General features: G+C 48.2%; 32 protein-coding genes. 23 read left to right on the top strand and 9 right to left on the bottom strand.

Annotation, left to right across the window (positions count from 1 at the left end; all coding sequences use genetic code 11):
• The 4 genes from SB724_RS06685 to SB724_RS06670 all read left to right on the top strand — a co-directional run bounded on the left by SB724_RS06685 (position 1) and on the right by SB724_RS06670 (position 3,592).
• Positions 1-777, top strand: coding sequence for an SDR family NAD(P)-dependent oxidoreductase (locus SB724_RS06685; protein WP_017418085.1), 777 nt, complete (start codon positions 1-3; stop codon positions 775-777).
• A 16-nt stretch (positions 778-793) separates the two neighbouring features.
• Positions 794-2,143: a D-serine ammonia-lyase gene (dsdA, locus tag SB724_RS06680; RefSeq protein ID WP_410570509.1), complete on the top strand. Its 1,350-nt coding sequence runs from the start codon at positions 794-796 to the stop codon at positions 2,141-2,143.
• Between the two features lie 75 nt (positions 2,144-2,218).
• Positions 2,219-3,178: a type I pantothenate kinase gene (coaA, locus tag SB724_RS06675; RefSeq protein ID WP_003153290.1), complete on the top strand. Its 960-nt coding sequence runs from the start codon at positions 2,219-2,221 to the stop codon at positions 3,176-3,178.
• Positions 3,179-3,202: 24 nt separating this feature from the next.
• Complete coding sequence (locus tag SB724_RS06670; RefSeq protein WP_029973629.1) at positions 3,203-3,592, top strand: VOC family protein; 390 nt, start codon at positions 3,203-3,205, stop codon at positions 3,590-3,592.
• 1 nt (position 3,593) lies between these two features.
• Here the strand turns inward: SB724_RS06670 and SB724_RS06665 are convergent, their stop codons facing one another.
• From SB724_RS06665 to SB724_RS06645, 5 genes are all read right to left on the bottom strand, one after another.
• Positions 3,594-3,755, bottom strand: coding sequence for a DUF4083 domain-containing protein (locus tag SB724_RS06665; RefSeq protein WP_265971369.1), 162 nt, complete (start codon positions 3,753-3,755; stop codon positions 3,594-3,596).
• A gap of 98 nt (positions 3,756-3,853) precedes the next feature.
• Entirely contained in the window at positions 3,854-4,924 is a 1,071-nt protein-coding gene (locus SB724_RS06660) for an AI-2E family transporter (RefSeq protein WP_265971370.1), read from the bottom strand.
• Between the two features lie 73 nt (positions 4,925-4,997).
• Positions 4,998-5,204, bottom strand: coding sequence for a YqzH family protein (locus tag SB724_RS06655; protein WP_003153294.1), 207 nt, complete (start codon positions 5,202-5,204; stop codon positions 4,998-5,000).
• Between the two features lie 100 nt (positions 5,205-5,304).
• Positions 5,305-5,649, bottom strand: coding sequence for a YolD-like family protein (locus SB724_RS06650; protein ID WP_007409390.1), 345 nt, complete (start codon positions 5,647-5,649; stop codon positions 5,305-5,307).
• 15 nt (positions 5,650-5,664) lie between these two features.
• A complete protein-coding gene (locus tag SB724_RS06645) occupies positions 5,665-6,891 on the bottom strand; it encodes a DNA polymerase IV (RefSeq protein ID WP_410570506.1) in 1,227 nt (408 codons plus the stop codon).
• A gap of 215 nt (positions 6,892-7,106) precedes the next feature.
• Between SB724_RS06645 and SB724_RS06640 the strand changes: the two genes are divergently transcribed.
• The 5 genes from SB724_RS06640 to SB724_RS06620 all read left to right on the top strand — a co-directional run bounded on the left by SB724_RS06640 (position 7,107) and on the right by SB724_RS06620 (position 9,548).
• Complete coding sequence (locus tag SB724_RS06640) at positions 7,107-7,577, top strand: GNAT family N-acetyltransferase (RefSeq protein ID WP_007612374.1); 471 nt, start codon at positions 7,107-7,109, stop codon at positions 7,575-7,577.
• 13 nt (positions 7,578-7,590) lie between these two features.
• Positions 7,591-7,935, top strand: coding sequence for an antibiotic biosynthesis monooxygenase family protein (locus SB724_RS06635; RefSeq protein WP_007409393.1), 345 nt, complete (start codon positions 7,591-7,593; stop codon positions 7,933-7,935).
• Positions 7,932-8,900 carry a GNAT family N-acetyltransferase gene (locus tag SB724_RS06630; RefSeq protein ID WP_265971372.1) on the top strand — a complete coding sequence of 323 codons (969 nt, stop codon included), beginning with the start codon at positions 7,932-7,934 and terminating at the stop codon, positions 8,898-8,900. The genes SB724_RS06635 and SB724_RS06630 overlap by 4 nt, the downstream gene beginning before the upstream one ends.
• Before the next feature lie 71 nt (positions 8,901-8,971).
• Positions 8,972-9,334, top strand: a complete 363-nt coding sequence (locus SB724_RS06625; RefSeq protein ID WP_265971374.1) for an iron-sulfur cluster biosynthesis family protein — start codon at positions 8,972-8,974, stop codon at positions 9,332-9,334.
• Positions 9,309-9,548 (top strand): DUF2552 family protein, encoded by a 240-nt coding sequence (locus SB724_RS06620; protein WP_003153307.1) that lies wholly within the window; start codon positions 9,309-9,311, stop codon positions 9,546-9,548. The genes SB724_RS06625 and SB724_RS06620 overlap by 26 nt, the downstream gene beginning before the upstream one ends.
• A gap of 39 nt (positions 9,549-9,587) precedes the next feature.
• On the opposite strand, the gene SB724_RS06615 is transcribed toward SB724_RS06620, so the two are convergent.
• Positions 9,588-10,502: an alpha/beta hydrolase gene (locus tag SB724_RS06615; RefSeq protein ID WP_410570502.1), complete on the bottom strand. Its 915-nt coding sequence runs from the start codon at positions 10,500-10,502 to the stop codon at positions 9,588-9,590.
• Positions 10,503-10,623: 121 nt separating this feature from the next.
• Between SB724_RS06615 and SB724_RS06610 the strand changes: the two genes are divergently transcribed.
• Entirely contained in the window at positions 10,624-10,848 is a 225-nt protein-coding gene (locus SB724_RS06610; RefSeq protein WP_007409396.1) for a YqkE family protein, read from the top strand.
• A gap of 32 nt (positions 10,849-10,880) precedes the next feature.
• Here SB724_RS06610 and SB724_RS06605 read toward each other — a convergent pair whose 3' ends face one another.
• A complete protein-coding gene (locus SB724_RS06605; RefSeq protein WP_265971378.1) occupies positions 10,881-11,801 on the bottom strand; it encodes an aldo/keto reductase in 921 nt (306 codons plus the stop codon).
• A 62-nt stretch (positions 11,802-11,863) separates the two neighbouring features.
• Positions 11,864-11,986, bottom strand: coding sequence for a Z-ring formation inhibitor MciZ (mciZ, locus tag SB724_RS06600; RefSeq protein WP_003153315.1), 123 nt, complete (start codon positions 11,984-11,986; stop codon positions 11,864-11,866).
• Positions 11,987-12,064: 78 nt separating this feature from the next.
• On the opposite strand from mciZ, the gene SB724_RS06595 reads away from it, so the two are divergent.
• A complete protein-coding gene (locus SB724_RS06595) occupies positions 12,065-12,619 on the top strand; it encodes an NUDIX hydrolase (protein ID WP_003153317.1) in 555 nt (184 codons plus the stop codon).
• A complete protein-coding gene (locus SB724_RS06590) occupies positions 12,619-13,782 on the top strand; it encodes a TIGR00375 family protein (protein ID WP_410570498.1) in 1,164 nt (387 codons plus the stop codon). Before SB724_RS06595 ends, SB724_RS06590 begins: the two co-directional genes overlap by 1 nt.
• Positions 13,783-13,793: 11 nt before the next feature.
• On the opposite strand, the gene SB724_RS06585 is transcribed toward SB724_RS06590, so the two are convergent.
• The gene (locus SB724_RS06585; RefSeq protein ID WP_007409399.1) at positions 13,794-14,147 is read right to left on the bottom strand and encodes a helix-turn-helix domain-containing protein; all 354 of its coding nucleotides are present in this window, start codon (positions 14,145-14,147) and stop codon (positions 13,794-13,796) included.
• Positions 14,148-14,323: 176 nt separating this feature from the next.
• On the opposite strand from SB724_RS06585, the gene SB724_RS06580 reads away from it, so the two are divergent.
• The 11 genes from SB724_RS06580 to deoB all read left to right on the top strand — a co-directional run bounded on the left by SB724_RS06580 (position 14,324) and on the right by deoB (position 24,213).
• Positions 14,324-15,313 (top strand): type I asparaginase, encoded by a 990-nt coding sequence (locus tag SB724_RS06580; RefSeq protein WP_003153321.1) that lies wholly within the window; start codon positions 14,324-14,326, stop codon positions 15,311-15,313.
• A 37-nt stretch (positions 15,314-15,350) separates the two neighbouring features.
• The gene (gene aspA / locus SB724_RS06575) at positions 15,351-16,778 is read left to right on the top strand and encodes an aspartate ammonia-lyase (RefSeq protein ID WP_003153322.1); all 1,428 of its coding nucleotides are present in this window, start codon (positions 15,351-15,353) and stop codon (positions 16,776-16,778) included.
• 140 nt (positions 16,779-16,918) lie between these two features.
• The gene (gene nhaC, locus SB724_RS06570) at positions 16,919-18,325 is read left to right on the top strand and encodes a Na+/H+ antiporter NhaC (RefSeq protein ID WP_265971381.1); all 1,407 of its coding nucleotides are present in this window, start codon (positions 16,919-16,921) and stop codon (positions 18,323-18,325) included.
• A gap of 12 nt (positions 18,326-18,337) precedes the next feature.
• Entirely contained in the window at positions 18,338-19,651 is a 1,314-nt protein-coding gene (locus SB724_RS06565; protein WP_007409402.1) for an NAD-dependent malic enzyme, read from the top strand.
• A 111-nt stretch (positions 19,652-19,762) separates the two neighbouring features.
• Positions 19,763-20,053, top strand: coding sequence for a hypothetical protein (locus tag SB724_RS06560; RefSeq protein WP_003153325.1), 291 nt, complete (start codon positions 19,763-19,765; stop codon positions 20,051-20,053).
• A gap of 55 nt (positions 20,054-20,108) precedes the next feature.
• Positions 20,109-20,336, top strand: a complete 228-nt coding sequence (locus SB724_RS06555; protein WP_012117898.1) for a hypothetical protein — start codon at positions 20,109-20,111, stop codon at positions 20,334-20,336.
• 76 nt (positions 20,337-20,412) lie between these two features.
• On the top strand, positions 20,413-21,057 hold the full coding sequence (gene spoIIM, locus SB724_RS06550) for a stage II sporulation protein M (RefSeq protein ID WP_410570495.1): 645 nt from the start codon (positions 20,413-20,415) through the stop codon (positions 21,055-21,057).
• Between the two features lie 112 nt (positions 21,058-21,169).
• On the top strand, positions 21,170-21,619 hold the full coding sequence (gene fur / locus SB724_RS06545) for a ferric iron uptake transcriptional regulator (RefSeq protein WP_003153330.1): 450 nt from the start codon (positions 21,170-21,172) through the stop codon (positions 21,617-21,619).
• 115 nt (positions 21,620-21,734) lie between these two features.
• A complete protein-coding gene (locus SB724_RS06540) occupies positions 21,735-21,962 on the top strand; it encodes a YqzK family protein (protein ID WP_003153331.1) in 228 nt (75 codons plus the stop codon).
• Between the two features lie 7 nt (positions 21,963-21,969).
• Complete coding sequence (gene xerD, locus SB724_RS06535; protein ID WP_012117897.1) at positions 21,970-22,860, top strand: site-specific tyrosine recombinase XerD; 891 nt, start codon at positions 21,970-21,972, stop codon at positions 22,858-22,860.
• A gap of 168 nt (positions 22,861-23,028) precedes the next feature.
• Positions 23,029-24,213 carry a phosphopentomutase gene (deoB, locus tag SB724_RS06530; protein WP_015240135.1) on the top strand — a complete coding sequence of 395 codons (1,185 nt, stop codon included), beginning with the start codon at positions 23,029-23,031 and terminating at the stop codon, positions 24,211-24,213.
• The last annotated feature ends 8 nt before the right edge of the window (positions 24,214-24,221 follow it).

The raw sequence follows: 24,221 nt of genomic DNA, 5'->3' as shown, positions 1-24,221 counted from the left end.
ATGGGCAGATTAACGGATAAGCGGATTTGGATCACCGGAGCATCCGGCGGACTCGGAGAACGGCTTGCATATTCCTGCGCGGCAGAAGGGGCTCATGTTTTTTTATCCGCCAGGCGGGAGGACCGCTTGCAGGAAGTGAAAAAGACGATTACCGCGCGCGGCGGACAGTGTGATGTCATCCCGTTTGACGTCCGGCATGCAGAAGAGGCTGAAAACGTAAGGCGTTTGATCGGTCATGTTGACGTATTAATCAACAACGCTGGCTTCGGCATTTTTGAAACGGCCGCTGATTCATCTTTGGATGATATGAAGGCAATGTTTGAAGTCAACGTCTTCGGATTAATCGCCTGTACGAAGGCCTGTCTTCCTGTGATGCTTCATGCGAAAAGCGGCCATATTATCAATATCGCCTCACAGGCCGGCAAATTGGCGACGCCGAAATCAAGCCTTTATTCCGCAACGAAACACGCCGTGTTAGGGTATTCCAACGCGCTGCGGCTTGAGCTGGCCGGTACGGGTGTAGCCGTGACAACGGTTAATCCCGGTCCGATCAAAACAGACTTCTTTACAATTGCAGATAAAGAGGGCGGTTATGTGAAAAGCGTCGGCAGATGGATGCTTGATGCCGACCATGTGGCAGAGCGCATTACATCCGTGATTCTGACGGATAAACGGGAAATGAATCTTCCGCGATGGATGAGCCTCGGGACGAAGCTGTATCAGCTTTTCCCATCGTTTACAGAAAAACTGGCCGGCCGCGCATTAAAGAAAAAGTAACAAGGGGGAAAAAGGAATGTCCGACCGGGATATACACAAAGTATTGAATGCAGAGCCTTTAGTCAGGCAAATGGCGGAGGCGCGTGAAGTATTTTGGATCAATCCGCATAAAACCGATGATCCAGTAAAGCATGGCGCTGAATGGAAAAAGGAGATTGCCGAAGCAGAAGAAAGGCTGCGCCGGTTTGCGCCTTATATCGCGTCGGCTTTTCCGGAGACGGGAGCGGAGGGGGGCCTCATTGAATCTCCGCTTGTCTTGATTAATGAAATGAAGAAGCATCTGGAACACAGCGCCGCTCAGGCTTTCCCCGGGCGTCTGCTTTTGAAATGCGACGACGAACTTCCGATTTCCGGTTCCATTAAAGCGCGCGGCGGAATTTACGAAGTGCTGAAGCATGCCGAAGATCTCGCGGTAAAAGCGGGTATGCTCTCAGCAGACGACGATTACAGCATATTGACTGAAGAACGGTTTACCGCTTTTTTCTCAAAATACTCTATAGCCGTCGGCTCTACGGGCAATTTAGGTCTGAGTATCGGCATAATCGGCGCGAAGCTCGGCTTTTGTGTGACCGTTCATATGTCCAGTGACGCAAAGCAGTGGAAAAAGGAGCTGCTCCGGGAAAAGGGGGTTCGCGTCATCGAATATGAAGCAGACTACAGTCTGGCTGTCAAAGAGGGGCGCATGCAGGCGAAGCAGGACCCTTATTGTTATTTTATTGATGATGAGCATTCCCGGGATCTGTTTTTGGGGTATGCCGTTGCGGGAAGCCGTGTGAAAAAGCAGCTCGATCAAATGAACATAAAGCCTGATGCAGATGAACCGCTTTTCGTTTATTTGCCGTGCGGGGTCGGAGGAGGCCCGGGCGGCGTCGCGCTTGCGCTAAAGCTGATCTATGGCGAGCATGTCCATATTTTTTTCGGTGAGCCGACGCATTCACCGTGTATGCTGTTAGGACTGTTTTCCGGCTTGCATGACGGAATCAGCGTGCAGGATATCGGTCTTGATAATCAAACGGCCGCCGACGGACTCGCGGTGGGAAGGCCGTCCGGACTGGCCGGCCCTCTGATGGAACCTATACTCAGCGGCTGTTATACCGCCGATGACGGCACGCTTTTTTCGCTGCTTTATCAATTAAGGGCGGCCGAGAATAAGAGCCTTGAACCCTCTGCACTCGCCGGACTGGCCGGAGCCGTCAAGGTCGTTCAGACCGAAGCCGGAAACCGTTATATAAAAGAGTGGGGGCTTGAGATGGAAAATGCCGTGCACCTTGTGTGGAGCACCGGCGGAAGCATGGTTCCGGAGGAGGAAATGGAAGAGTACAGCCGGATCGGTTCCTCATTTTTGAAAAAAATGGGCAGACAGTGAAGCGGTTTTCCGTTACAATCTTTGTAAGCGTTTGTTTTTTTATCGGAAAGCCATACAGAGAGATTGGTGTGAATTGTGAAAAGTAAAGAATTGAACTTACATACATTGTATACGCAGCACAGCCGCGAGTCGTGGGCCGGATTCGGCGGCCATCTTTCCATTGCCGTTTCAGAGGAAGAAGCCAAGGCCGTAGAGGGGCTGAATGACTACCTGTCGGTGGAAGAAGTAGAAACAATTTACATTCCGCTTGTGCGCCTGCTCCATCTTCATGTCACGTCTGCCGCAAGACGGAATCAGCATGTCAATGTGTTTCTGAAGCATCCGCATTCAGCGAAAATCCCGTTTATCATCGGAATCGCGGGCAGCGTCGCCGTCGGCAAAAGCACGACGGCGAGAATTTTGCAAAAGCTTCTTTCCCGTCTGCCGGACAGGCCGAAGGTGAGCCTGGTGACAACCGACGGTTTTTTGTATCCGACGGCGGAATTAAAAAGGAAAAACCTTCTGTCCAGAAAGGGATTCCCGGAAAGCTACGACGTGAAAGCGCTGCTTGAATTTCTGAACGATATAAAGTCAGGGAAAGAGAGAGTGGAGGCGCCCGTATACTCCCATCTTACCTATGACAGGGAAGAGGGCGCCGTCGAGGTTGTCGAAGGTGCGGATATCGTTATTATCGAAGGAATCAATGTCCTGCAGTCGCCGACCTTAGAGGACGACAGGGAAGATCCGCGGATTTTTGTATCCGATTTCTTTGATTTTTCGATCTATGTGGATGCCGAAGAAAGCCGGATTTTCACGTGGTATTTGGAGCGTTTCCGCCTCTTAAGAGAAACCGCCTTTCAGGATCCGGCTTCTTATTTTCATAAATTTAAGGATTTGTCTGATGCAGAAGCGGATACCATGGCCGCCTCCATTTGGGAGAGCGTCAACCGGCCGAATCTGTATGAAAATATCCTGCCGACAAAATTCAGATCGGATTTGATTTTGAGAAAAGGTGACGGTCATAAAGTTGAAGAGGTGCTGGTAAGGCGGGTGTGATGTGAGGAGGAAGCGAATATTATGATACATCATATTGAGTTGTATGTATCTGACTTGAAAGCCTCCGCCCGGTTTTGGGGATGGTTTTTAGGTGAGCTCGGTTATAGGGAATTTCAAAATTGGGACTCCGGCATCAGCTGGAAAAACGCAGGATTTTATGTTGTGCTTGTACAGACAGAGGAGCGTTTTTTAACACCGGAGTACCACAGATGCCGGGTCGGGCTGAACCATCTGGCTTTTCATGCTGCATCAAGAGAGCAGGTTGACGAGATGACAGAAAAGCTGCTTGCCAGAGGATGCCCCGTGCTTTACAGGGACCGCCATCCATATGCAGGCGGAAGCACGCATTACGCCGTATACACGGAGGACCCGGACCGGATAAAAGTGGAGCTCGTTGCTCCTGCTTCTGAATGAACTATTCGTTTTTTTCTTCGCGCAGCGCGTCGAGTTTCTTTTCGATTCTGTCCAATTGTATGCGGCGCTGTTTCAAGCTTCTGAATACGTATATCACGGCAAATAGGGAAAATGCGGCTGCAATAAATGAAATCAATTGAAAAATGACATCACCGATGTTCATCTTTTTTACCTCCGTGTGCGGCGGGCTTCTTCAGCCCGCCGTTTTTTCATTTTGACCGATGTGAAGACATGGAGGATGAATCATTTCTCATTTCTCTCTTAGCTTTGTTTTTTTCTGAGAAAGAATAGTTTCTGCATGTGGCTTATGACCACTTTTGCGGCCGCATATCCCGGAATGGCCAGCAGCATCCCGGCAATTCCTGAGAATTTGCCGGCGGCAAGCAGAAGAAAAATAATGGTCAGCGGGTGAATGTCCAGCTTCCGTCCCATAATTTGCGGGGAAATCAGCTGGCTTTCAAGCTGCTGGACAATGACGACGACCGTAATCACCAGCACCGCCTCGGTCGGTGAATCGAACAATCCGACAATGACTCCGGGAAATGTGCCGATCCAAGGCCCGATAAACGGAATCAGGTTTGTCACCATGGCAAACGCGCCCAGAACGAGCGGATAATCGAGCCCGATTATAAAATAGCCGATTGTGACGAGTACGCCGACACAAAAACTGACGAGCAGCTGTCCTTGTATGTATGAACTGAGAGCTTCATCCATGTCCTGAAGGATTTGTTTTCCTTCTTTTTGATGTTTTTCCGGAAGAAGCCGCAGCAGTCGCCGGGGGGCTTTGTTTCCTTCTTTTAACATGTAATACAGCGCAAACGGAATAATGGCGGCGGTGATGGCGGCATTGGCAGCCGTACCGGCCAGGCTGCTGAGAGAATCAGCGATTGAACCGGAATAATTTGCGGCTTTGTCCGCTAATTTTTTAAAGGAATCCCCATGCTGAAGCCGGGAAAACCATTTGCTGTCCTGAAGATGCCCGATCCAATTTTCAGCTTTTGCGGAAAGCTCCGGAATATGATCTGTGAAGGCTGTAAACTGTTTTTGAACGGCAGGGCCCGCCGTATAAAGGAAGAGGACAAAAAGGCCGGCTGTTCCCGCATAAATCGTTAAAATCGCGATTCCTTCGGGCAGCTTTAATTTCGCATGCAGCAGTCTGACGAGCGGGCGGCACAAATAGTAGAGGACGCCCGATAATACAATAGGCGGAAACAAGGTTTTAACCGTAATCACAACAGGCTGGAACAAAAAGTCTATTAATGTTCCGAGATAAATGATGAGAAATAACAGAAGAACGGCATAGCCGATCCTGAAATAAGGCCCGATAGGCATATCCTGCACCACGCAATCTTTAAGGGTTTACTCTCGGACGTTTCCCTTATCGCCCGGTGCATAAACGTCCGTGTCAGGAAAACTGCCCCTGATTGGTGACGTAATCGTAGATAATATCTTCTACATGGGCATGGAGATCCTCATCGGGTTCTTCATTCCTTCTTTCTTCTAAAGCTTTTTTTAAACTCTGTTTTTCATAGGGGCTCAGCGGATCTGTCGACACATTCCGTCCATACTGGCGGAGGGCTTGTCCCAGCATTTTTTCTATAAATTGATCCATCGTATATTCTCCTATTCTTGTCATTCATCTTTATTCTACTAAATATCATGTGATCCTCCCACTCTTCTATCATATTTTCTGTCAGGCCGGGATAGGATTTTTATTCCAATTCAGCTGAGAGAATACGATGAAACGGCAGCGTTAACGCATCTTCATCGTTTATGATTTTTAAACGCTTTTCGTCATGCCTCACTTGTTTTACCCAGCCCCAAAAGCGGCGGGGGCCGTGTGCGGAAGCGTAGGTGACCGAAATGGCCCTGTCTTCTTCAATTGACGCCGCAATGATGCGGTTCATGTCGTTCAGTTGCTCTTCGCTCAGTTCCGGAGGCCGGAATTCCCGTTCTTTTCGTTTTTTCGCAAGCAGCTGCTCCCGATGTTCGGGCAGCATCATCCGGCTTGATTCCCACATGACATTATACCCGGGTGTTAATTTGTTCGGATTCATGTATATCACCTCAAATTATTTGTAATGCCCGCCGATTTTTTCAGCCCGGTGAAAGGCTTGGCCGGCCTCTGTCAGTGAAGCGGCATGGAGGAGCGACGCAGGGCCGTACCGCTCATGAATATCATCCAATACTTTGCCGAGACTGATCTTTTTTTCCTGGGCATCGAACAGGCTCAGCTGAACATAATCACAAGGCTCCAGCTGGGAAAGGGAGACGCCGGCGCTGCGGACGGGCTCACCGTTCCAATGCTCTTTGAAGAGCTTGACCGCCGCTTTAAAAATATCCATTCCGAAATTAGTCGGAGACACCAGCTTTCTCTGTCTGTGAAAACCTGAAGGGAATTCAAAATCAGCGCCTCTGATGCTGACCGAAACCGTATGGCCAATGTATTGTTTGAAACGGGCGCGGCGGGCCACTTCTTCGCTTAACTCCAGCAGCACGACTTTAATATCCTCAAAGCGGCTGTAGTCTCTCGGGAGGGTCATGTTATGGCCGATCGCTTTTTGCCGGCTGTGCGTGTTGACGGTGACCGGAGAGGGATCGATGCCGCGGGCTGTCCGCTGAAGCAATTCGCCGTTAATGCCCCAGCGTTTTTTCAGCAGTTCGGCTGGGTGCCCGGCAAGCCCGCCGATTGTGCTGATGCCCATCCGTCTTAAATGATGCTCCATCCGTTTTCCGATGCCGAATAATTTTCCGACCGGCAGCGGCCACAGATCCTGCCTGATATTTGACATATCCAATCTGTGGATGCCGGATGCGTTTTTTTTGGCAAAATGGTCGCAAGCCATTTTCGCGAGCGCCTTATTCGGCCCGATGCCGACACGGGCATAAATTCCGAATTCACGCATAATCGCTTGCTGAATGCTTTTGGCAATTGTAAAAGGATCACCGAACAGCCGCCTGCTTCCGGTCACGTCGAGAAACTGCTCATCGATGGAGTAGGGTTCTACAAGATCGGTATACCGTTCAAACAGTTCGGTAATCATGACGGATACATCAATATACCGCTGCATCTGCGGACGGACAATAACGGCATCGGGACATTTGGCCTGCGCTTCCCACAGCCGTTCGGCATTTTTTACGCCGTATCGTTTGGCGAGCGGACAAGCCGCAAGCACGACGCCGCTGCGTCTTTCGGGATCTCCCGAGACAATCACGGGCCGGCTTTTGAGATGAGGCGCTTCCGCTTTTTCCACAGACGCATAAAACGATTGCATATCAACAAGAAGAATATAAGCCATAAAAAAACCTCCGGGAACGTTTGTTCTCTTTTTCATTGTACCCGAACAATGATCACGTTTATACTGGTAAATCATTCCCCGGCTGGAAGACGTGCTGATTCGTTTGCTTGAAAAGAAATCATTTACAATTGCAAACAACCCACATATAATTTTTTATATTCCAATGAGAAGAGCTGACATTCATTTTGCCGGACGAAAAGGAGAGTCAATCGATAATGGATATTCGAACAATTACCTCTGAAGACTATGAAATGGTTACGTCTGTTTTGAATGAATGGTGGGGCGGCAGGCAGATGAAAGACAAACTGCCGCGCTTGTTTTTTGAACATTTTCAGGACACAAGCTTTATCACGTACGGGCCGGAGGGAATGACCGGTTTTTTAATCGGTTTTCAGTCACAATCAGACCCTGAGACAGCCTACATTCATTTTTCGGGTGTGCATCCGGATTTCAGAAAAATGCAAATTGGAAAACAGCTCTACGACCGATTTATGGAGACGGTGAAGAAAAGGGGCTGCACAAAAGTCAATTGCGTGACGGCGCCTGTCAATAAAGTATCAATCGCTTATCATACAAAATTAGGCTTTGAAGTTGAAAAAGGAACCAAAACCGTAAACGGAATCCCTGTTTTTGCGAATTATGACGGTCCGGGAGAAGACCGGATTCTGTTTGTGAAATACATATGAGGGGGATGAATATATGGGTTTTTTAGCTGACACGCCCAAACCGCCCTATTATGCGGTCATTTTTTCATCAATAAAGGGCAAATATGATGAGGAATATGAACATACGGCAGAGCGCATGATGAATTTGGCAGGCGGACAGCCGGGCTTTTTAGGCGCGGAAAGCGTTCGGGAGGAAAACGGCTGCGGCATCACGGTTTCCTACTGGGACAGCCTGGAGGCGATTAAAAGGTGGAAAGATCATACTGACCACCAGGCGGCAAAACAAAAAGGAAAAAGCGCCTGGTATGAAGCGTACGCGGTCCGCATTACGAAGACGGAGTCACAGCGGATGTTTGCGTCAAAAGGGGCGGAAGATTGATTACATTTTTACAGCATACACAAGAACAGACCGCGCGGGAAATTGCGGCGGTTCAGCGCTGCTCTTATCAAAAAGAAGCCGAGCTGATCGGCTTTTTCGGCATTCCCGCCCTGCATGAAACACCCGATGATATACAGCGGTCGCGGGAGACGTTTGCCGGTTTCAAGGAAAAAGATCAGCTTGCAGGCGTCATTTCGTATGAAAAAAAGGGATATGACCTTGTCATATGCAGGCTGACGGTGCATCCTTCAGGCTTTCGGAAAGGAATCGGACGGGCGCTTATTCAATTTGTGATAGACGAGAACCGGGACGCCCAAAAAATAGAGGCGGCTACCGCCAGCCAAAACGTTCCGGCAGTCTCTCTCTATTTAAAAACCGGGTTCACAGAAGCCGGACAGATAGAGACGCCGGAAGGGCTGACCCTCTCATTTTTTCATCTTTATCCGAAGAGGAAAGCGGAAGTTGTTCCGTACAAGCCGGAATGGAAAGAAATGTTTGAAAGAGAGAAGACGGACTTGATCCGAATCTTCGGCCCAGCACTTCATTCTGTCAGCCACATCGGCAGCACCTCCATCCCGCAGATGGCCGGCAAACCCGTCATCGATATACTGGCGGAGGTCAAAGATATTTCGGACGCTGACCGATTCAGTCCGCAGCTGGAAGCACTCGGCTATGAGGCGAAAGGGGAAAACGGGATAGAGGGCCGGCGTTTCTTTCAAAAAGGCGGCAACAAGCGCACACACCACGTCCACATATACAAAACAGGCCATCCGGACGTGAAGCGTCATCTGCTGTTCCGGGATTACCTCACCGCAAAGCCTGAAAAAGCGGCTCGATACATGGAACTGAAACGGCACCTCGCTGAGACATACCCATACGATATGGCAAAGTATAGTGAAGGGAAAAATGACTGGATCAAGGCGGCTGAACAAGAGGCAAAGGACTGGGAGAGCGGGCTGCTGTAAAGAAAGCAGAAACAATGCATACAGCGGCTCGGTATGCTACAATGGCGAAAATGAAAAACGGAGGATCATCTATGCAAATACATGTGACGGATGCGGCGAAACAAACATTTCAGCAGGCGATGGACGCCAACCCGGGGAAAAAAGCGCAGCTCCGCTATGACGCAGAAGGCTGCGGGTGCGCGGTGAGCGGCGTGCCGGCCATCTGGCTGGCGGACGAATTAACGGGACAATGCGAAGCCATTGAAACCAACGGACTTCCGCTTTACATCCAGACCTCACAAAAAGTGTTTTTTGACGAGGAAATGACAATCGATTACAATGAAAAGGCAAAAACGCTCGTCTTAAAAAGCCCGGCAGAGATGCTGAGCCCGAGAATGAGCATATTAGTAAAGCAGGGAGAAACGGAAAGTGAATCAAAAGCTGAAAGCCATTAAACAGACGGCACAGCATAAAACGTGGGTATCCTTTCTGAACAACAACCACCCGTACAGTCTGCTGCACTGGTCTATCGGAGGCGCTGAATCCGTTCAGAAGGATGTCTGGCTGCTTCAGGATGAGATGACCTTCAAAGCGCAGGAGTTTACGACAATCGACCTCGCCATTGACTGGATCGGAGAAAATATGGACGGGATTACCGACGTTTTATGACGGGAAAGCGAAAGAACCAGCATACGTTCTTTCGCTTTTTTACGTTTGCGTCATGGTATCTAAAAAGGTTTGAACGGCTTTACGGTAGCTCTCCGGATTTTTGGTGTACGACATGGCATGCCCGCCCGATTCGGCCAGATAGAGCATCTTAGGGCCGCGTTTTCTGCGGTGCAGCAATTCGGAAGAAGCGGAAGGTATATAATCATCTTCCTTACTGTGAATAAACAGCACGGGCTGCCGGATGCGGCTGATAACCGATAGAGGCGATACATCACGGATACGGTATCCTTCTCTCATCCGCAAAAAGAAATCAGCCAAAGGCAGAAGCGGCCACGGAGGCAGCCGGAACTCCCGCTTCAGTCTGTAGGCGAGCTGATCGCGAAAGCTTGCGAACGGACAGTCCGCAATATAAAAATCAGCGCCGTTTTCATCCTGATGCCCGCCCGCGTATAATAAGGCCGTCACCGCTCCCATCGACTCCCCGTGTATGCCGATTTGACCGCCGTCTCCGGTTTTGTGTCTCGCCCAATTCACGGCTTCTTCCAAATCATCTTTTTCAAAATAGCCGTAGCTCGTCGTTCTGCCGCCGCTTTTTCCGTGCCCGCGGTGGTCATATACGAGCACATTCCAGCCTAAATCTAAAAATAAATCCATGTATTTCAATGAATTGAACGAATTTACGGTAACGCCGTGACAAATAATCATGGTGTTTGCCGTATGATGCGGGGCGATGTAAAAGCCTTTGATCTCATACCCGTGGCGCGACAGGATGACGGCATCTTCTTTTTCCATGGCCTGAAAGGAATCAAATCTATCATGCCCGTCCGCCGTTTCTTTTTTCATGATTTCTTCATCCGTCTTTTTCTTCATAAACATAATCAGATTCGTAAAAGCGAATCCGGCAGCCAAAAAGACTGCGCAAGCCGAACCGAACACCGCCAGCCATTTTTTCACACAGGTGCCCTCCTTTAATATGAAAAATCCTTCCTCCGGCTTTTCAGACCGTGAACGTTGCCGGCCTCCGGCGCTCCGTGGTACACTTGCCTCACCATATTCAGATACGGGGGGCGTAATGATGAAAAAGCAGCTGCCTAAAGAAAAACACAGCTTAAAAGACGATCTGGAGGAAGATCTGAAGGCCAGGCTTTTGCAAATGAAAAGTGAGCTGAAGGAAGAAGACGAGAAAAAACAGGCGCAGCAAAAGGCGGAACAAATCAGAAAACGAAAAGAAAAAGAAAAACATAAAAGCTTTGAAGAGCTGCTGAATGAAAGCAGTCTCGATTGGCATAAATATAAATAAACCGGCATCTGAAAAGGTGCCGGTTTTATTGTTTAAGAACGATGGGCTTCGTATATGTCCCGTTTTGTATGGTATTGCAGGGCTTTGATTTCCTGGCTGCTTAAACGACGGGCCTCTGCAGCCGAACAGTTTTCTCTCAGCTGCTCAAGTGAGCTGGCTCCGGTGATGACAGAAGCGACGGCCGGCTGTGACAGCAAGTATTGAAGAGAAAGCTCCGTCATGCTCAAGTCAGGTGCGGCAGCGCTGATCGCTTTTTTGGTTTCTGCCAGTTCTGCAAAAGAATATGTTAAATAGCCGTTCTCTTTTACGTTTGCGGCCGCCTGATCAAGCGGTTTTTCCGTAAGAAGCCCTTTAGCGACAGGCCCTCTTGCGACTACGCTGATTCCGTTCTCTTCTAAAAGGGGAAGCCACTCCTCGGGACGCCGGTCCAGCAGGCTGTATTGCATCATCACGCTGGTGATATTTGATTTTTTTACATATTCTTTAATAACATTCGGACGAATCGAGGAAATGCCGTAATACCGGATGACACCTTCCTGTTTTAAGTCCTCAAATGCTTCGATCGTTTCGTCAATATGATCTTCCATCGTGCCGCCATGCAGCTGATAAAGATCGATATAGTCCGTTTTCAGCCGGCGCAGGCTGTTTTTGACCGCTTCTTTTATGTATCCTTTGGAAGCGTCCCAATGCCAGCCGTCTTTATCATCATTCCAGCGGTTTCCGGCTTTCGTGGCTAAAATGATGTCGTGCCTGCGGTTTTTGACGGCCTCCCCGACAATTTCCTCATTTCTGCCGAAATCATAAAGGTCAGCGGTATCTAAATAATTGATTCCAAGCTCGATCGCTTCATCCAAAACAGACAGCGCTTTAGCTTTATCCGTGCCCAGCGACATACAGCCGAGCCCGATTTCGCTTATTTCTAAATCAGAATGTCCCAGTGTGCGTTTTCTCATCGTTTCGCTCCTTTTTATAGTCTTTTATTGACCGTAATATAAAGGCGCGAAGTTTTCAACTGTTAAGGCCCGGTGATCCAATCTCCGACATAGCGGAATGTCCGTCCGTATTCTTTCAGTTTAGCCCGCACTTCCCACGCCTTTCCGACCAATACGATACTCTTATCCTTCCGGTACACCTTCAATCGAAAAGCACCTCCCTCTCATGCATGTATGATAAAATATATGAGGCATAATAGAGAGACAGAACGGGAGATGACATGATGAAACATTTAGAAGAAAAAACACTTGCGAAAAAAAAGCTGTATGACGGGAAAGTCATAGATCTTTACTTAGAGGATGTAGAGCTCCCGAACGGAAAAACAAGCAAGCGGGAAATCGTCAAACATCCGGGAGCGGTGGCCGTACTTGCGGTGACTGAGGAAGGAAAAATCATTTTGGTGAACCAGTTCAGAAAGCCGCTGGAACGGACAATCGTTGAAATTCCGGCCGGGAAGCTTGAAAAGGGGGAAGAGCCGGAACATACGGCGTTAAGAGAGCTCGAGGAAGAAACGGGATATACGGCGGAAACCTTGACGAAAATCACCGCTTTTTATACATCACCCGGGTTTGCTGATGAAATCGTGCATCTCTTTCTTGCGGAAGGGCTTTCGCCGCTGGAAGAAAAACGAGAGCTGGATGAGGATGAATTTGTCGAAGTCATGCAGGTCACGCTTGAAGAGGCCGTGAAGCTGATTGAATCCCGCAGGGTGTATGACGCAAAAACGGCGTACGCGATTCAGTATCTCCAGCTGAAAGAAGCGCTGAAGGAAAAATGATGAAAACCATCTATGCGGATCTGCATATTCATATCGGCCGCACCTATACGGGAAAACCGGTCAAAATCACCGGGGCCAAAACGTTGACGCTGCACCGGATTTTAGAAGAAGCCAGTGAGGGGAAGGGAATTGAACTATTGGGCATCATCGACTGCCATTCCCCGGAAGTCATAGAAGAAATCGAGCGCGGAATTGATGAAGGCAGATACCGTGAGCTGAAAGAAGGCGGCATCCGGTATCGGAATACGACGCTTCTGTTGGGCAGTGAGCTTGAAATCTATGATCACACATGCCGCGGGCCGATTCACGTTCTCGTCTTTATGCCGGCTCTTGCCGAAATGAAGATGTTTTCTGAGTGGCTCGCAAAAAGGCTTAAAAATATCCATCTCAGTTCCCAGCGCATTTATGAAACCGGTTTGAATCTTCAAAGGAAAACAAAGGAATTGGGCGGGCTGTTTATTCCCGCCCATATGTTCACCCCGCATAAAAGCCTGTACGGAAAAGGGGTCAGATCTTCTTTGACAGAAGTTTTCGACCCGGCGCTCATTGATGCGGCGGAACTCGGGTTAAGCTGCGACACCGACATGGCTTCGCGGGTAACAGAACTTGATCCGTATACATTTTTAACAAATTCTGATGCGCATTCCTTAGGAAAAATCGGCAGAGAATATAATGAAATGCTTCTTAAAGAAGCGAATTTCACGGAATTTTCGCTGGCTTTAAAAGGGAAGGGCGGAAGAAAAATCACGGCGAATTACGGGCTGAACCCGAAGCTCGGGAAGTATTACCGGACGGCTTGCGACCGTTGCGGCAGCCCGGTTGAAAAAGGAGCTTCCGCCTGTCCGGAGTGCGGGGGGAAAACAATGACAAAAGGGGTCAGTGAACGGCTGGAGGAACTGAGCGGACCGAAAAAAAGCCGCATGCCGCGGCCGCCGTATATTCATCAAATCCCGCTGCAGTTCATTCCCGGGGTCGGGCCGAAAACGTTAGAAAAACTGAAGCGGGCTTTCGGAACGGAGATGGCGATTCTTCATCAGGCGCAAGAAGAGGAATTGGCGCGTGTCGTCCAGCCTAAAATAGCGGCTGTCATTCATAAAGCGCGCACCGGGCAGCTCGTCCTTGAGGCTGGGGGCGGAGGGACGTACGGCAGAATCAAGCCGTAAAAGCCGGTTTTTTAGCGGAGCTCCTCCTGCACCTTCTTTTTCGTGCGGACAAACGCAATCAATTCGATGATTTCATCCTGATTAAGCGGCTGTCCGTCAACGGTCAGTGTGCCGCGGCCTTGTGCGGCGTTTGTTAATTCGATGGTCTGTGCAAACGGCTCCGCTTTTTTTTCAGTGCGCCCCAGTAAATCGTCGCACGTCGTGTCAAACAGATCGGCAAGCGTGCCCAGCGCCTCGAATGACGGACGCCGGTATCCTGATTCATACCCGGCGTACGTGCTTTTGGCGATGCCGAGACGATCAGCCGTATATTGAAGAGACCAATTTTTCTTTTTTCTCAGTTCAGTTAAACGATCTAAATTCATATTCAAAACCGCTCCTTTTCACTTGAGCAAATTATATCATATCGATATGCAAAAGTGTACGCGAATTGAATAATAATCACTTGATTAATTTCATTCGTCTGTCTATAATTTGATTAAAAGTATGCGAAAAGCGAATGCTTAACACATCTTGAGAAATGGATGAAGAGGTGCAGGGTATGAAAAAATTATTGCTGTTAACAACCGGAGGAACAATCGCCTCAGTCGAAGGAGAAAACGGGCTTGCACCCGGGGTGAAAGCAGACGAATTGTTAACCTACGTATCAAAACTTGATAACGATTACACGATGGAAACCCATTCGTTAATGAACATCGACAGCACAAATATGCAGCCTGAATACTGGGCCGAAATCGCAAATGCTGTCAAAGAAAAATATGACGCATATGACGGGTTCGTCATTACGCACGGGACAGACACAATGGCTTATACATCAGCGGCACTGTCTTATATGCTTCAGCATGCTGATAAACCGATCGTCATTACGGGTTCGCAAATCCCGATTACATTTCAAAAAACCGATGCCAAAAAAAATATCACGGACGCGATCCGCTTCGCATGTGAAGGGGTGGGCGGCGTATACGTCGTATTTGACGGCAGAGTCATTCAAGGCACACGCGCCATTAAATTGAGAACGAAAAGCTATGATGCATTTGAGAGCATTAACTATCCGTATATCGCGTTTATTACCGAAAACGGAATTGAATACAACAAACAAGTGCACATGCCAAAAGACGATGCTTTTACGGTCAATACTTCACTTTGCACGGACGTGTGCCTTCTCAAGCTCCACCCGGGGCTGAAACCGGAAATGTTTGACGCATTAAAGGGCATGTACAAAGGAATCGTCATTGAAAGCTACGGCAGCGGCGGCGTGCCGTTTGAAGGAAGAGACATTCTCGCCAAAGTCAATGAAATGATTGAAAGCGGCATTGTCGTCGTCATTACGACACAATGTCTTGAAGAAGGAGAGGACATGAGCGTCTATGAAGTCGGCCGAAGAGTCAATCAAGATCTCATTATCCGCTCCAGAAATATGAACACGGAAGCCATCGTGCCGAAATTAATGTGGGCGCTCGGCCAGTCTCACAACTTGGCTGAAGTCAAAAACATTATGGAGACACCGATCGCAGACGACGTTGTACTGTAAAAACATGACTACCACAAAGAGAAAGTAGGGTTTTAGCATGACAAACGCGCAAAAAGAATATCGTCAGGAAAAAGATTTCCTCGGAGAAAAACAAATTGAAGCTGATGTGTATTACGGAATACAAACGCTGCGCGCGAAAGAAAACTTTCCGATTACCGGCTACCGCATCCACGAAGAAATGATTAATGCGCTCGCCATCGTCAAAAAAGCGGCGGCGCTTGCCAACATGGATGTAAAACGGCTGTATGAAGGAATCGGAAATGCGATTGTACAGGCCGCAGATGAAATTCTTGAGGGAAAATGGCATGACCAATTTATCGTCGATCCGATCCAAGGGGGAGCCGGAACGTCCATGAACATGAATGCCAACGAAGTAATCGGCAACAGGGCTCTTGAAATCATGGGCCATAAAAAAGGTGAATACATTCACCTCAGCCCGAACACACACGTCAACATGTCACAATCGACGAACGACGTGTTCCCGACGGCAATCCATATTTCAACCTTGAAACTTTTGGATAAGCTCCTTGATACGATGGCGCATATGCTCAGTGTCTTTAAAGATAAAGCGAAACAATTTGATTCTGTCATTAAAATGGGGCGCACACACCTTCAGGACGCTGTGCCGATCCGTCTCGGACAGGAATTTGAAGCATACAGCCGCGTGCTTGAGCGTGACATAAAGCGAATTAAACAATCCCGCCAGCATCTGTATGAAGTAAACATGGGGGCAACGGCCGTAGGTACGGGACTTAACGCCGATCCGCGCTACATAGAACAGGTTGTGAAGCACCTGGCTGACATCAGCGGACTGCCGCTTGTCGGCGCCGGCCATTTGGTTGACGCCACACAAAACACTGATGCGTATACGGAAGTTTCAGCCGCGTTGAAAGTATGCATGATGAACATGTCTAAAATCGCCAACGATCTGCGCTTAATGGCTTCAGGTCCGCGCGCGGGACTTGCGGAAATTTCACTGCCCGCCCGTCAGCCGGGATCATCCATTATGCCTGGGAAAGTCAACCCTGTAATGGCAGAGCTGATCAACCAAATCGCCTTCCAGGTCATCGGGAATGACAATACGATCTGCCTCGCTTCAGAAGCGGGCCAGCTGGAGCTTAACGTAATGGAGCCGGTACTCGTATTTAACCTGCTTCAATCCATCAGCATCATGAATAACGGGTTCCGTTCATTTACCGATCATTGTCTGGCGGGAATTGAAGCCAACGAAAAACGTCTGAAGCAATACGTGGAAAAAAGCGTCGGCGTCATTACAGCGGTCAATCCGCACCTCGGGTATGAAGCGGCTGCGCGAATTGCCCGTGAAGCAATCATGACGGGGCAATCTGTAAGAGATCTTTGCCTTCAAAATGATGTACTGACAGAAGAAGAATTGGATATCATTTTGAATCCGTATGAAATGACAAAACCGGGGATTGCCGGAAAAGATCTATTAGAAAAATAAATTTTAAAGCAACAACAGCCGCCTTTTCACGTTTTTTAGTGAATAGGCGGTTGCCATACAAAGGGATGAGGCAGTATAGTATAATTTGTTATATCATTTGATGAAAGCGTTTTAGCTTTTTCTTCTAGGGGGATTTTCTTATGAAAGAGGTCAGATTGCCGAATTTATTGGAAATTATTATCTTATTATTCGGGTTTTTAGCGCTTGTCTTATCATTTACAGTATTTTTAGACCTGCCGATCCAGCTTGCTCTATTTATATCCTGGTTTATCGCTATTATTCTCGGAGTCAGACTGGGATATTCCTATAAAGACTTGCAGGCTTCGATTGTCACCGGGATATCAAACGGTCTTGAAGCGGTGTTGATTCTTGTTTCGGTCGGTGCGCTCGTCGGGACATGGATTGCCGGCGGTGTTGTGCCGACGTTAATTTATTATGGTTTAGAGTTTATTAATCCTCATGTTTTCCTGCTTGCTACACTGATTATTTGTTCCGTTATGTCCATTGCGACCGGAACGTCCTGGGGAACAGTGGGTACAGCGGGGATCGCCATGATTGCCATCGGAGAGGGAATGGGTATACCGCTCCCGATCGTAGCGGGAGCCGTTTTGTCCGGCGCTTACTTCGGAGACAAGCTTTCACCGCTGTCTGACAGTACGGTGCTTGCCTCCACGCTTTCTAAGGTGGACGTGCTGTCACACGTCAGAGCGATGATGTATCTGTCAATTCCGTCCTATATTATTACGGCCATTCTATTTACCGTAACGGGATTTATATACGGCGGAAAAAATATTGATCTCGACAAAGTGGAATTTTTAAAATCTTCATTACAGAAAACGTTTGACATTCATATATGGATGCTCATTCCGGCTGTTGTCGTCGTGGTCCTTCTGATTTTGAAAAAGCCGTCTATGCCCGTTATCGTCATCGGTGCTTTGCTTGGGGCAATCTGGGCTTCCGTCTTTCAGGGAATGAATTTTGCCAGTGCCATCGCGACTGCTTATAATGGTTTTTCCATAAAAACGGACGTCGAATTTTTAAATGGCCTGTTAAACCGCGGAGGCATTACCGGTATGCTGGATACGTTAGTCGTTATCCTGTTCGGTCTTGGTTTTGGAGGAATTCTTGAGAAGCTCGGTGTATTAAAAGTGATTGTCTCAACTTTTGAGAAAAAGCTGACCACACCGGGAAATGTAACGCTTTCGACATTGGTCGTCGCCCTTTTAGGGAACATTTTCGGCTGTGCGATGTACGTGTCATTGATTCTGACGCCGAAAATCATGGAGAACAGTTATGATAAACTGAAACTTGACAGAAGAGTTTTATCCCGGAACGCAGAGGTGGGCGGAACGCTTACTTCAGGGATGGTGCCGTGGTCTGATAACGGCATCTATATGGCCGGCATTCTCGGCGTATCCACATTTTCTTATCTGCCGTTCATGTGGCTCAGTTTTGTATCTATCGGACTGGCAATATTGTACGGATACACGGGGAAATTCATTTGGTACACGAAAGAAAAATCCTTACAATCTCAAAAATTGGGTTAGGAGGTTCATTTCATGATTACAAAGCATATGATTCGGACGTTAATGATTGAAACGCCGACTGTTCCCGGAAATCTCGGAAAAGTGGCAACCGCCATCGGAGTGATGGGCGGAGATATCGGGGAAGTTGAAACCGTTAAAGTCGGCCCGAACTACACAATGCGCAACATTACGGTGCAGGCTGAAAATGAAGAGCAGCTGCAGGAAATCATTCAAGCCATTGAAGCTCTCGGTGAAGGCATCCGTCTTCATACAGTCTCAGATGAAGTGCTCTCTGCTCATGAAGGCGGCAAAATTCAGATGAAAAGCAAAATGCCGATCCGGACATTGGCTGAGCTTGGCCGTGTTTATACGCCGGGTGTCGCCGATGTGTGCAGACTGATTGAAAACGAGCCTGAAAAAGCGTCCATCTATACGACAATCAGCAATTCTGTCGCCATTGTCACCGACGGCACGGCGATTCTCGGCCTCGGCAATATCGGCTCTGTCGCCGGAATGCCCGTAATGGAAGGGAAAGCCGCGCTTTTTGACCAGCTGGCGGGTATCAGCGGAATTCCGATTTTGCTCGATACCTCTGATCCGGAAGAAATCATTCGCACGGTAAAACATATTTCTCCGGGGTTCAGCGGAATTCTGCTTGAAGATATCGGTTCGCCTCACTGCTTTGACATTGAAGACCGCCTGAAAGAAGAACTGGACATTCCGGTTATGCACGATGACCAGCACGGCACGGCGGTCGTCACGCTCGCCGCCGCCATTTCCGCTTGTAAAAGCGCCGGTCTTGATTTAAAAGAAGCGAAGGTCGGTCAGATCGGTCTCGGCGCGGCAGGCGTCGCCATCTGCCGCATGTTTATGGCATACGGAGTCAAAGCGGTCTGCGGAACGGACAAGTCAGAAGACGCAATGAACCGCCTCGCTCAGTACGGAGGTCAGCCGCTTGGAAGCATCAAAGAATTAATGGACACGTGTGACATTGTGATCAGCACCACAGGAGTTCCGGGCCTCATTAAAAAAGAGGATGTCAGAAAAGGACACGTCATTCTGGCCTTATCTAATCCGAAGCCGGAGATTGAACCGGAAGAGGCATTACAAGCCGGAGCCGCTTATGCAGCTGACGGCCGTTCGGTCAATAATGTTCTCGGCTTCCCGGGGATTTTCCGCGGCGCGCTGAACGCCAAAAGCAAGAAAATCGACCATGAAATGCTTGTGGCGGCCGCAGAAGCCATCGCCTCTTGCACAAAACACGGCGATCTCGTGCCTCAGCCTTTGGATGCGGACGTGCATCAGGCCGTATCAGCAGCCGTAGAACGGGCCGCGGCAGGAAAATAAACAACTCTTACAGTACCGGACATGTGCCGGTGCTGTTTTTTTATCATGAATAGGAAGCGGAATTCTTAGGCAGGCTAACGATAGCAAAAGACGGAATAAAGAGGTGTCGATGTGGATTATTTTCCGCTGATCCATACAAATATTTGGGATGCTGTGATCGGCGTGCCGGTCGTCTTATGCGTCACACAGCTGATCAAAGTGTTCTGCCGGGTTCCGGGCATATTCGTTCCCACGATTGCCCTTGCTGCCGGAAATGTTGTGTCTATCGTTTTCGGTCACCATGAACACGTGTATGCGGGGATTTTTATGGGATTTTTTTACGGATACGCCGCAATGGGGAGCTATTCATCTGCGAAAACGTCTCTGCGCGCTTACCGGTCGAAACATGAGCCGTATTCATGAACACATCTGGATTTTTTTGTTATGATAAAGAAAAGGGAAAAGGAGCGATTGGCACATGGCGAAGAGCAAAACGAAAAAAATGCGGGAGCATCTCAAAAGAAACGGGATGCGTGACGCAGTCCTGTCAAGGGGGACGGCGCCGTCTTTCAGCACCCATGAAAGAGTGACGAAAACCAAAAAAGACAGGCTTGAAAGAATAAAGCATAAAAAAAGGAACCCCTATGATCACCGGAGTGATGACGGGGGTTCTTTTTTTATGCCCGAATCTCGCGCCTTTCTATGATTTCTCTGTCATGTTTTCTCTTTTCTTTCATACAATCTACTAAATCAAGTCAATAGATTAGCGGGAGGAAAGCGGTATGAGAAAACAATCGTACAAAGAACTGTTTTTTCGCCATGTAAAGGATCATCTGTCACTTTATATATTTGTGTTCGTCTTGTTTTTGATGGGGGTCATTTTCGGGGCGATCATCGTCAACAGCATGACCATCACGCAGAAAGAAGATTTGTATTACTATTTAAGCAAATTTTTCGGACAGCTGTCTGACGGAAAACATGCCAGCGCTTCAGAAATGTTTTGGCAGGCCGTCTTTCATGATGTGAAATATTTGGGGCTGATGTGGATCCTCGGTATTTCCGTGATCGGTCTTCCGGTTATTTTCATTATGGTGTTTTTGAAAGGAATCGTGGTCGGCTTCACGGTCGGTTTTTTAGTGAATCAAATGGGGATGAACGGGTTTTTCCTGTCATTTATTTCGGTTCTGCCGCAAAACATCGTTCTCATTCCGGCATATCTTGTCATGGGGACATGCTCCATCGCTTTTTCACTGAAACTGATCCGGCAGCTGTTTGTCAAACGCAGCCTTCATGACGCGCCGATCCAATGGTTCGGACGCTATGCCTTCGTGCTGATTCTCATCGTTTTCTTCTCGGTTATCGCTTCGCTGCTCGAGGCGTACGTGTCTCCGCTGTTTATGGAAAAGCTGTCATCACGCATGTTTTAGAATGATTATCATAAAATAATACTTTTATTTATCAGTTTATAATAATTATAGTTGGAACTCTGCGCGTATTTTGTTATAATGAGTCATGGAATGCGGCGTAGGAGGGAAAGACATGGAAAACCGTATTGATCGAATTAAAAAGCAGCTGCACTCGTCAAGCTACAAGCTTACGCCACAGCGGGAAGCAACGGTAAGAGTGCTGCTTGAAAACGAAGAAGACCATTTAAGCGCAGAAGATGTATACCTCCTCGTAAAAGAGAAATCTCCTGAAATTGGTCTCGCTACAGTATACCGTACATTAGAATTATTAACAGAATTAAAAGTCGTTGATAAAATTAACTTCGGGGACGGCGTATCCCGCTACGACCTTCGCAAAGAAGGCGCGGCTCACTTTCATCACCATTTGGTGTGCATGGAGTGCGGAGCCGTCGATGAAATTGAAGAAGATCTGCTTGAAGACGTTGAAGAAGTGATTGAACGTGATTGGAAATTTAAAATTAAAGATCATAGATTGACTTTTCACGGAATCTGCCACCGCTGCCGCGGGGATGAAACAGAGTAAAAGCCTACGAACCTTTTCTGCCAGGAAAGGGTTTTTTGCTGTTTTTATGTATAAAAGCCTTTGAAATTGGCATAAGGTGTACTAACAGCCGCCAAAAGAAAGGGTCGATCGAAAGATGGGCAGATTCCTAAAAACAGCCGCGGATACGATCAAAGTGTTTATTCTGTTCACAGGTTTTACCGCGCTGTTCTATTATGCTATGATATGGGTGAATTCAGAGTATGAAAACTATCATCGGTACGATAAACCGGAAGGCTCCGCCGTCAAAGTGGCCAAAACGGAACATGAGGAGAAAGACGGCTGGTTCGGCCGATTGATCTTTTTTTACCAAAACGGGGAGTAGATCAAGAGTGAAGGATCAAATTAAGGATTTCATCCATTATGTGAGGGTTGAAAGAGGGCTGTCCCAAAATACGATGATGTCCTATGAGCGTGATCTGAAAAGTTATTCTCTCTTCTTAACTGAAACCCTTCAGATCACTTCATGGAATGATGTGACCCGTCTTCATATTATTCAATATTTAAAGCATATAAAGGACTCCGGGAAATCCGGCAAGACGTCTGCGAGGCACTTGGCGTCGATCCGGTCTTTTCATCAATTTCTGTTAAGGGAAAAAGCCGCGGATAAAGATCCTTCGGTACATATTGAAACACAAAAAACAGAGCGGACGCTTCCGAAAGTATTGGCGCTTCACGAAGTTGAGCGGTTATTGGACACGCCTAAGCTTGACAGCCCGTTCGGTCTCAGGGATAAAGCCATGCTTGAACTGCTGTACGCAACCGGCATCAGGGTCAGCGAGATGATCGAGCTGAAATTATCCGACGTCCATTTGACGATGGGATTCGTCCGCTGCTTCGGAAAAGGGCGGAAAGAGCGGATTGTGCCGATTGGTGAAGCCGCTTCTCATGCGATAGAAGCATACATTGAAAAAGCCAGAGGGAAATTATTAAAGAAAAACGTAACCGAAGCGCTTTTTCTGAATCATCACGGCAGGCAGATCAGCCGTCAGGGATTCTGGAAAAACCTGAAAAAAATCGCCCTTGAAGCGGGGATTAAAAAAGAGCTGACACCGCACACGCTTCGGCACTCTTTTGCAACGCACCTGCTCGAAAACGGCGCGGATCTGCGCGCCGTGCAGGAGATGCTCGGACATGCCGATATTTCCACGACGCAAATTTATACGCATGTGACGAAAACAAGGCTGAAGGACGTGTACAAACAGTATCATCCGCGCGCTTAGGAGCCGCTGCCAGAGGGGCCGCGGCTTTTTTTGCCGGATTGGCGGAATACAGAGAAGGTTCTAATTATTTGAATCGGCATTGTCAACAAGAATGTAAACGGTTTATACTTGAGTTGTCTGACCTCTGTAAGCTACAATGGACAGATGGAAGAAAAGGAGGTTTTTATGATGTCTGAATACAAATATAACCGGGTATTTTTGATCGTAATGGATTCTGTCGGAATCGGTGAAGCGCCGGACGCCGCCGATTTTAATGATATAGGCGCAAATACGCTCGGACACATCGCAGAGCACATGAACGGCTTACATATGCCCCATATGGCGCAGCTCGGTCTCGGACTGATCGGAGACATTAAGGGCGTGGAAAAAACGGAGCACCCTCTTGCGTACTACGGAAAAATGCAGGAGGCGTCAAACGGGAAAGATACGATGACGGGGCACTGGGAGATTATGGGCCTCTACATTGAAAAACCGTTTAAAGTGTTCCCGGAAGGATTTCCGGATGAACTTCTTCAGGAACTTGAGCGGCGTTCAGGACGGAAAATCATCGGAAATAAGCCGGCTTCAGGCACGGCGATTCTGGACGAGCTCGGAAAAGAACATATGGAAACGGGTGCGCTGATCGTTTATACATCAGCAGATTCCGTCCTGCAGATTGCGGCTCACGAAGATGTCGTTCCGCTTGACGAACTGTACAGCATCTGTGAAACGGCCAGAGAACTGACGCTTGATCCGAAGTACATGGTCGGCCGGATTATCGCAAGACCGTTCGTCGGAGAACCGGGCAGCTTCAAACGCACGCCGAACCGTCATGATTATGCGCTCAAACCGTTCGGCCGCACGGTAATGAACGGAATGAAAGACAGCGGATTAGACGTCATTTCCATCGGCAAAATTTCTGATATTTATGACGGAGAAGGCATTACATCTTCCCGCCGCACGGTATCTAATATGGATGGCATGGACAAAGTGATTGAAACGCTCGGTGAAGAGTTCACGGGCCTGAGCTTTGCCAACCTCGTTGATTTTGACGCGCTGTACGGACACCGCCGCGATCCGGAAGGGTACGGAAAAGCGCTCGAGGAATTCGACGCGAGGCTTCCGGAAGTGTTTGAGAAAATGAAAGAAGACGATCTGCTTATCATCACTGCGGATCACGGCAATGATCCTGTCCATCACGGCACGGATCACACGAGGGAGTATGTGCCGCTTCTTGTGTACAGCAAAAAGCACAAGCACACTGAACAGCTGCCGCTTGCGGATACATTTGCCGATATCGGGGCAACCATTGCGGATAATTTCAAAACGGAAAAGCCGAAATACGGAAAAAGCTTTTTATCAAGATTACAGTAGGGGGACTT

The sequence above is a fragment of the Bacillus sp. SIMBA_031 genome, from assembly GCF_046535225.1.
Lineage (GTDB): Bacteria > Bacillota > Bacilli > Bacillales > Bacillaceae > Bacillus > Bacillus velezensis.
The sequence above is the reverse complement of the archived record's forward strand: the minus strand, read 5'-3'. Positions and strand labels throughout refer to the sequence as shown.

Excerpts from the sequence above, each read along its gene's own strand:
- SB724_RS06685 (WP_017418085.1), top strand. The coding sequence starts at position 1 with ATGGGCAGATTAACGGATAAGCGGATTTGGATCACCGGAGCATCCGGC.
- dsdA (WP_410570509.1), top strand. The coding sequence starts at position 794 with ATGTCCGACCGGGATATACACAAAGTATTGAATGCAGAGCCTTTAGTC.
- SB724_RS06665 (WP_265971369.1), bottom strand. The coding sequence starts at position 3,755 with ATGAACATCGGTGATGTCATTTTTCAATTGATTTCATTTATTGCAGCC.
- SB724_RS06660 (WP_265971370.1), bottom strand. The coding sequence starts at position 4,924 with ATGCCTATCGGGCCTTATTTCAGGATCGGCTATGCCGTTCTTCTGTTA.
- SB724_RS06655 (WP_003153294.1), bottom strand. The coding sequence starts at position 5,204 with ATGGATCAATTTATAGAAAAAATGCTGGGACAAGCCCTCCGCCAGTAT.
- SB724_RS06650 (WP_007409390.1), bottom strand. The coding sequence starts at position 5,649 with ATGAATCCGAACAAATTAACACCCGGGTATAATGTCATGTGGGAATCA.
- SB724_RS06645 (WP_410570506.1), bottom strand. The coding sequence starts at position 6,891 with ATGGCTTATATTCTTCTTGTTGATATGCAATCGTTTTATGCGTCTGTG.
- SB724_RS06640 (WP_007612374.1), top strand. The coding sequence starts at position 7,107 with ATGGATATTCGAACAATTACCTCTGAAGACTATGAAATGGTTACGTCT.
- SB724_RS06635 (WP_007409393.1), top strand. The coding sequence starts at position 7,591 with ATGGGTTTTTTAGCTGACACGCCCAAACCGCCCTATTATGCGGTCATT.
- SB724_RS06625 (WP_265971374.1), top strand. The coding sequence starts at position 8,972 with ATGCAAATACATGTGACGGATGCGGCGAAACAAACATTTCAGCAGGCG.
- SB724_RS06610 (WP_007409396.1), top strand. The coding sequence starts at position 10,624 with ATGAAAAAGCAGCTGCCTAAAGAAAAACACAGCTTAAAAGACGATCTG.
- SB724_RS06605 (WP_265971378.1), bottom strand. The coding sequence starts at position 11,801 with ATGAGAAAACGCACACTGGGACATTCTGATTTAGAAATAAGCGAAATC.
- SB724_RS06595 (WP_003153317.1), top strand. The coding sequence starts at position 12,065 with ATGAAACATTTAGAAGAAAAAACACTTGCGAAAAAAAAGCTGTATGAC.
- SB724_RS06590 (WP_410570498.1), top strand. The coding sequence starts at position 12,619 with ATGAAAACCATCTATGCGGATCTGCATATTCATATCGGCCGCACCTAT.
- SB724_RS06585 (WP_007409399.1), bottom strand. The coding sequence starts at position 14,147 with ATGAATTTAGATCGTTTAACTGAACTGAGAAAAAAGAAAAATTGGTCT.
- SB724_RS06580 (WP_003153321.1), top strand. The coding sequence starts at position 14,324 with ATGAAAAAATTATTGCTGTTAACAACCGGAGGAACAATCGCCTCAGTC.
- aspA (WP_003153322.1), top strand. The coding sequence starts at position 15,351 with ATGACAAACGCGCAAAAAGAATATCGTCAGGAAAAAGATTTCCTCGGA.
- nhaC (WP_265971381.1), top strand. The coding sequence starts at position 16,919 with ATGAAAGAGGTCAGATTGCCGAATTTATTGGAAATTATTATCTTATTA.
- SB724_RS06565 (WP_007409402.1), top strand. The coding sequence starts at position 18,338 with ATGATTACAAAGCATATGATTCGGACGTTAATGATTGAAACGCCGACT.
- SB724_RS06555 (WP_012117898.1), top strand. The coding sequence starts at position 20,109 with ATGGCGAAGAGCAAAACGAAAAAAATGCGGGAGCATCTCAAAAGAAAC.
- spoIIM (WP_410570495.1), top strand. The coding sequence starts at position 20,413 with ATGAGAAAACAATCGTACAAAGAACTGTTTTTTCGCCATGTAAAGGAT.
- fur (WP_003153330.1), top strand. The coding sequence starts at position 21,170 with ATGGAAAACCGTATTGATCGAATTAAAAAGCAGCTGCACTCGTCAAGC.
- SB724_RS06540 (WP_003153331.1), top strand. The coding sequence starts at position 21,735 with ATGGGCAGATTCCTAAAAACAGCCGCGGATACGATCAAAGTGTTTATT.
- deoB (WP_015240135.1), top strand. The coding sequence starts at position 23,029 with ATGTCTGAATACAAATATAACCGGGTATTTTTGATCGTAATGGATTCT.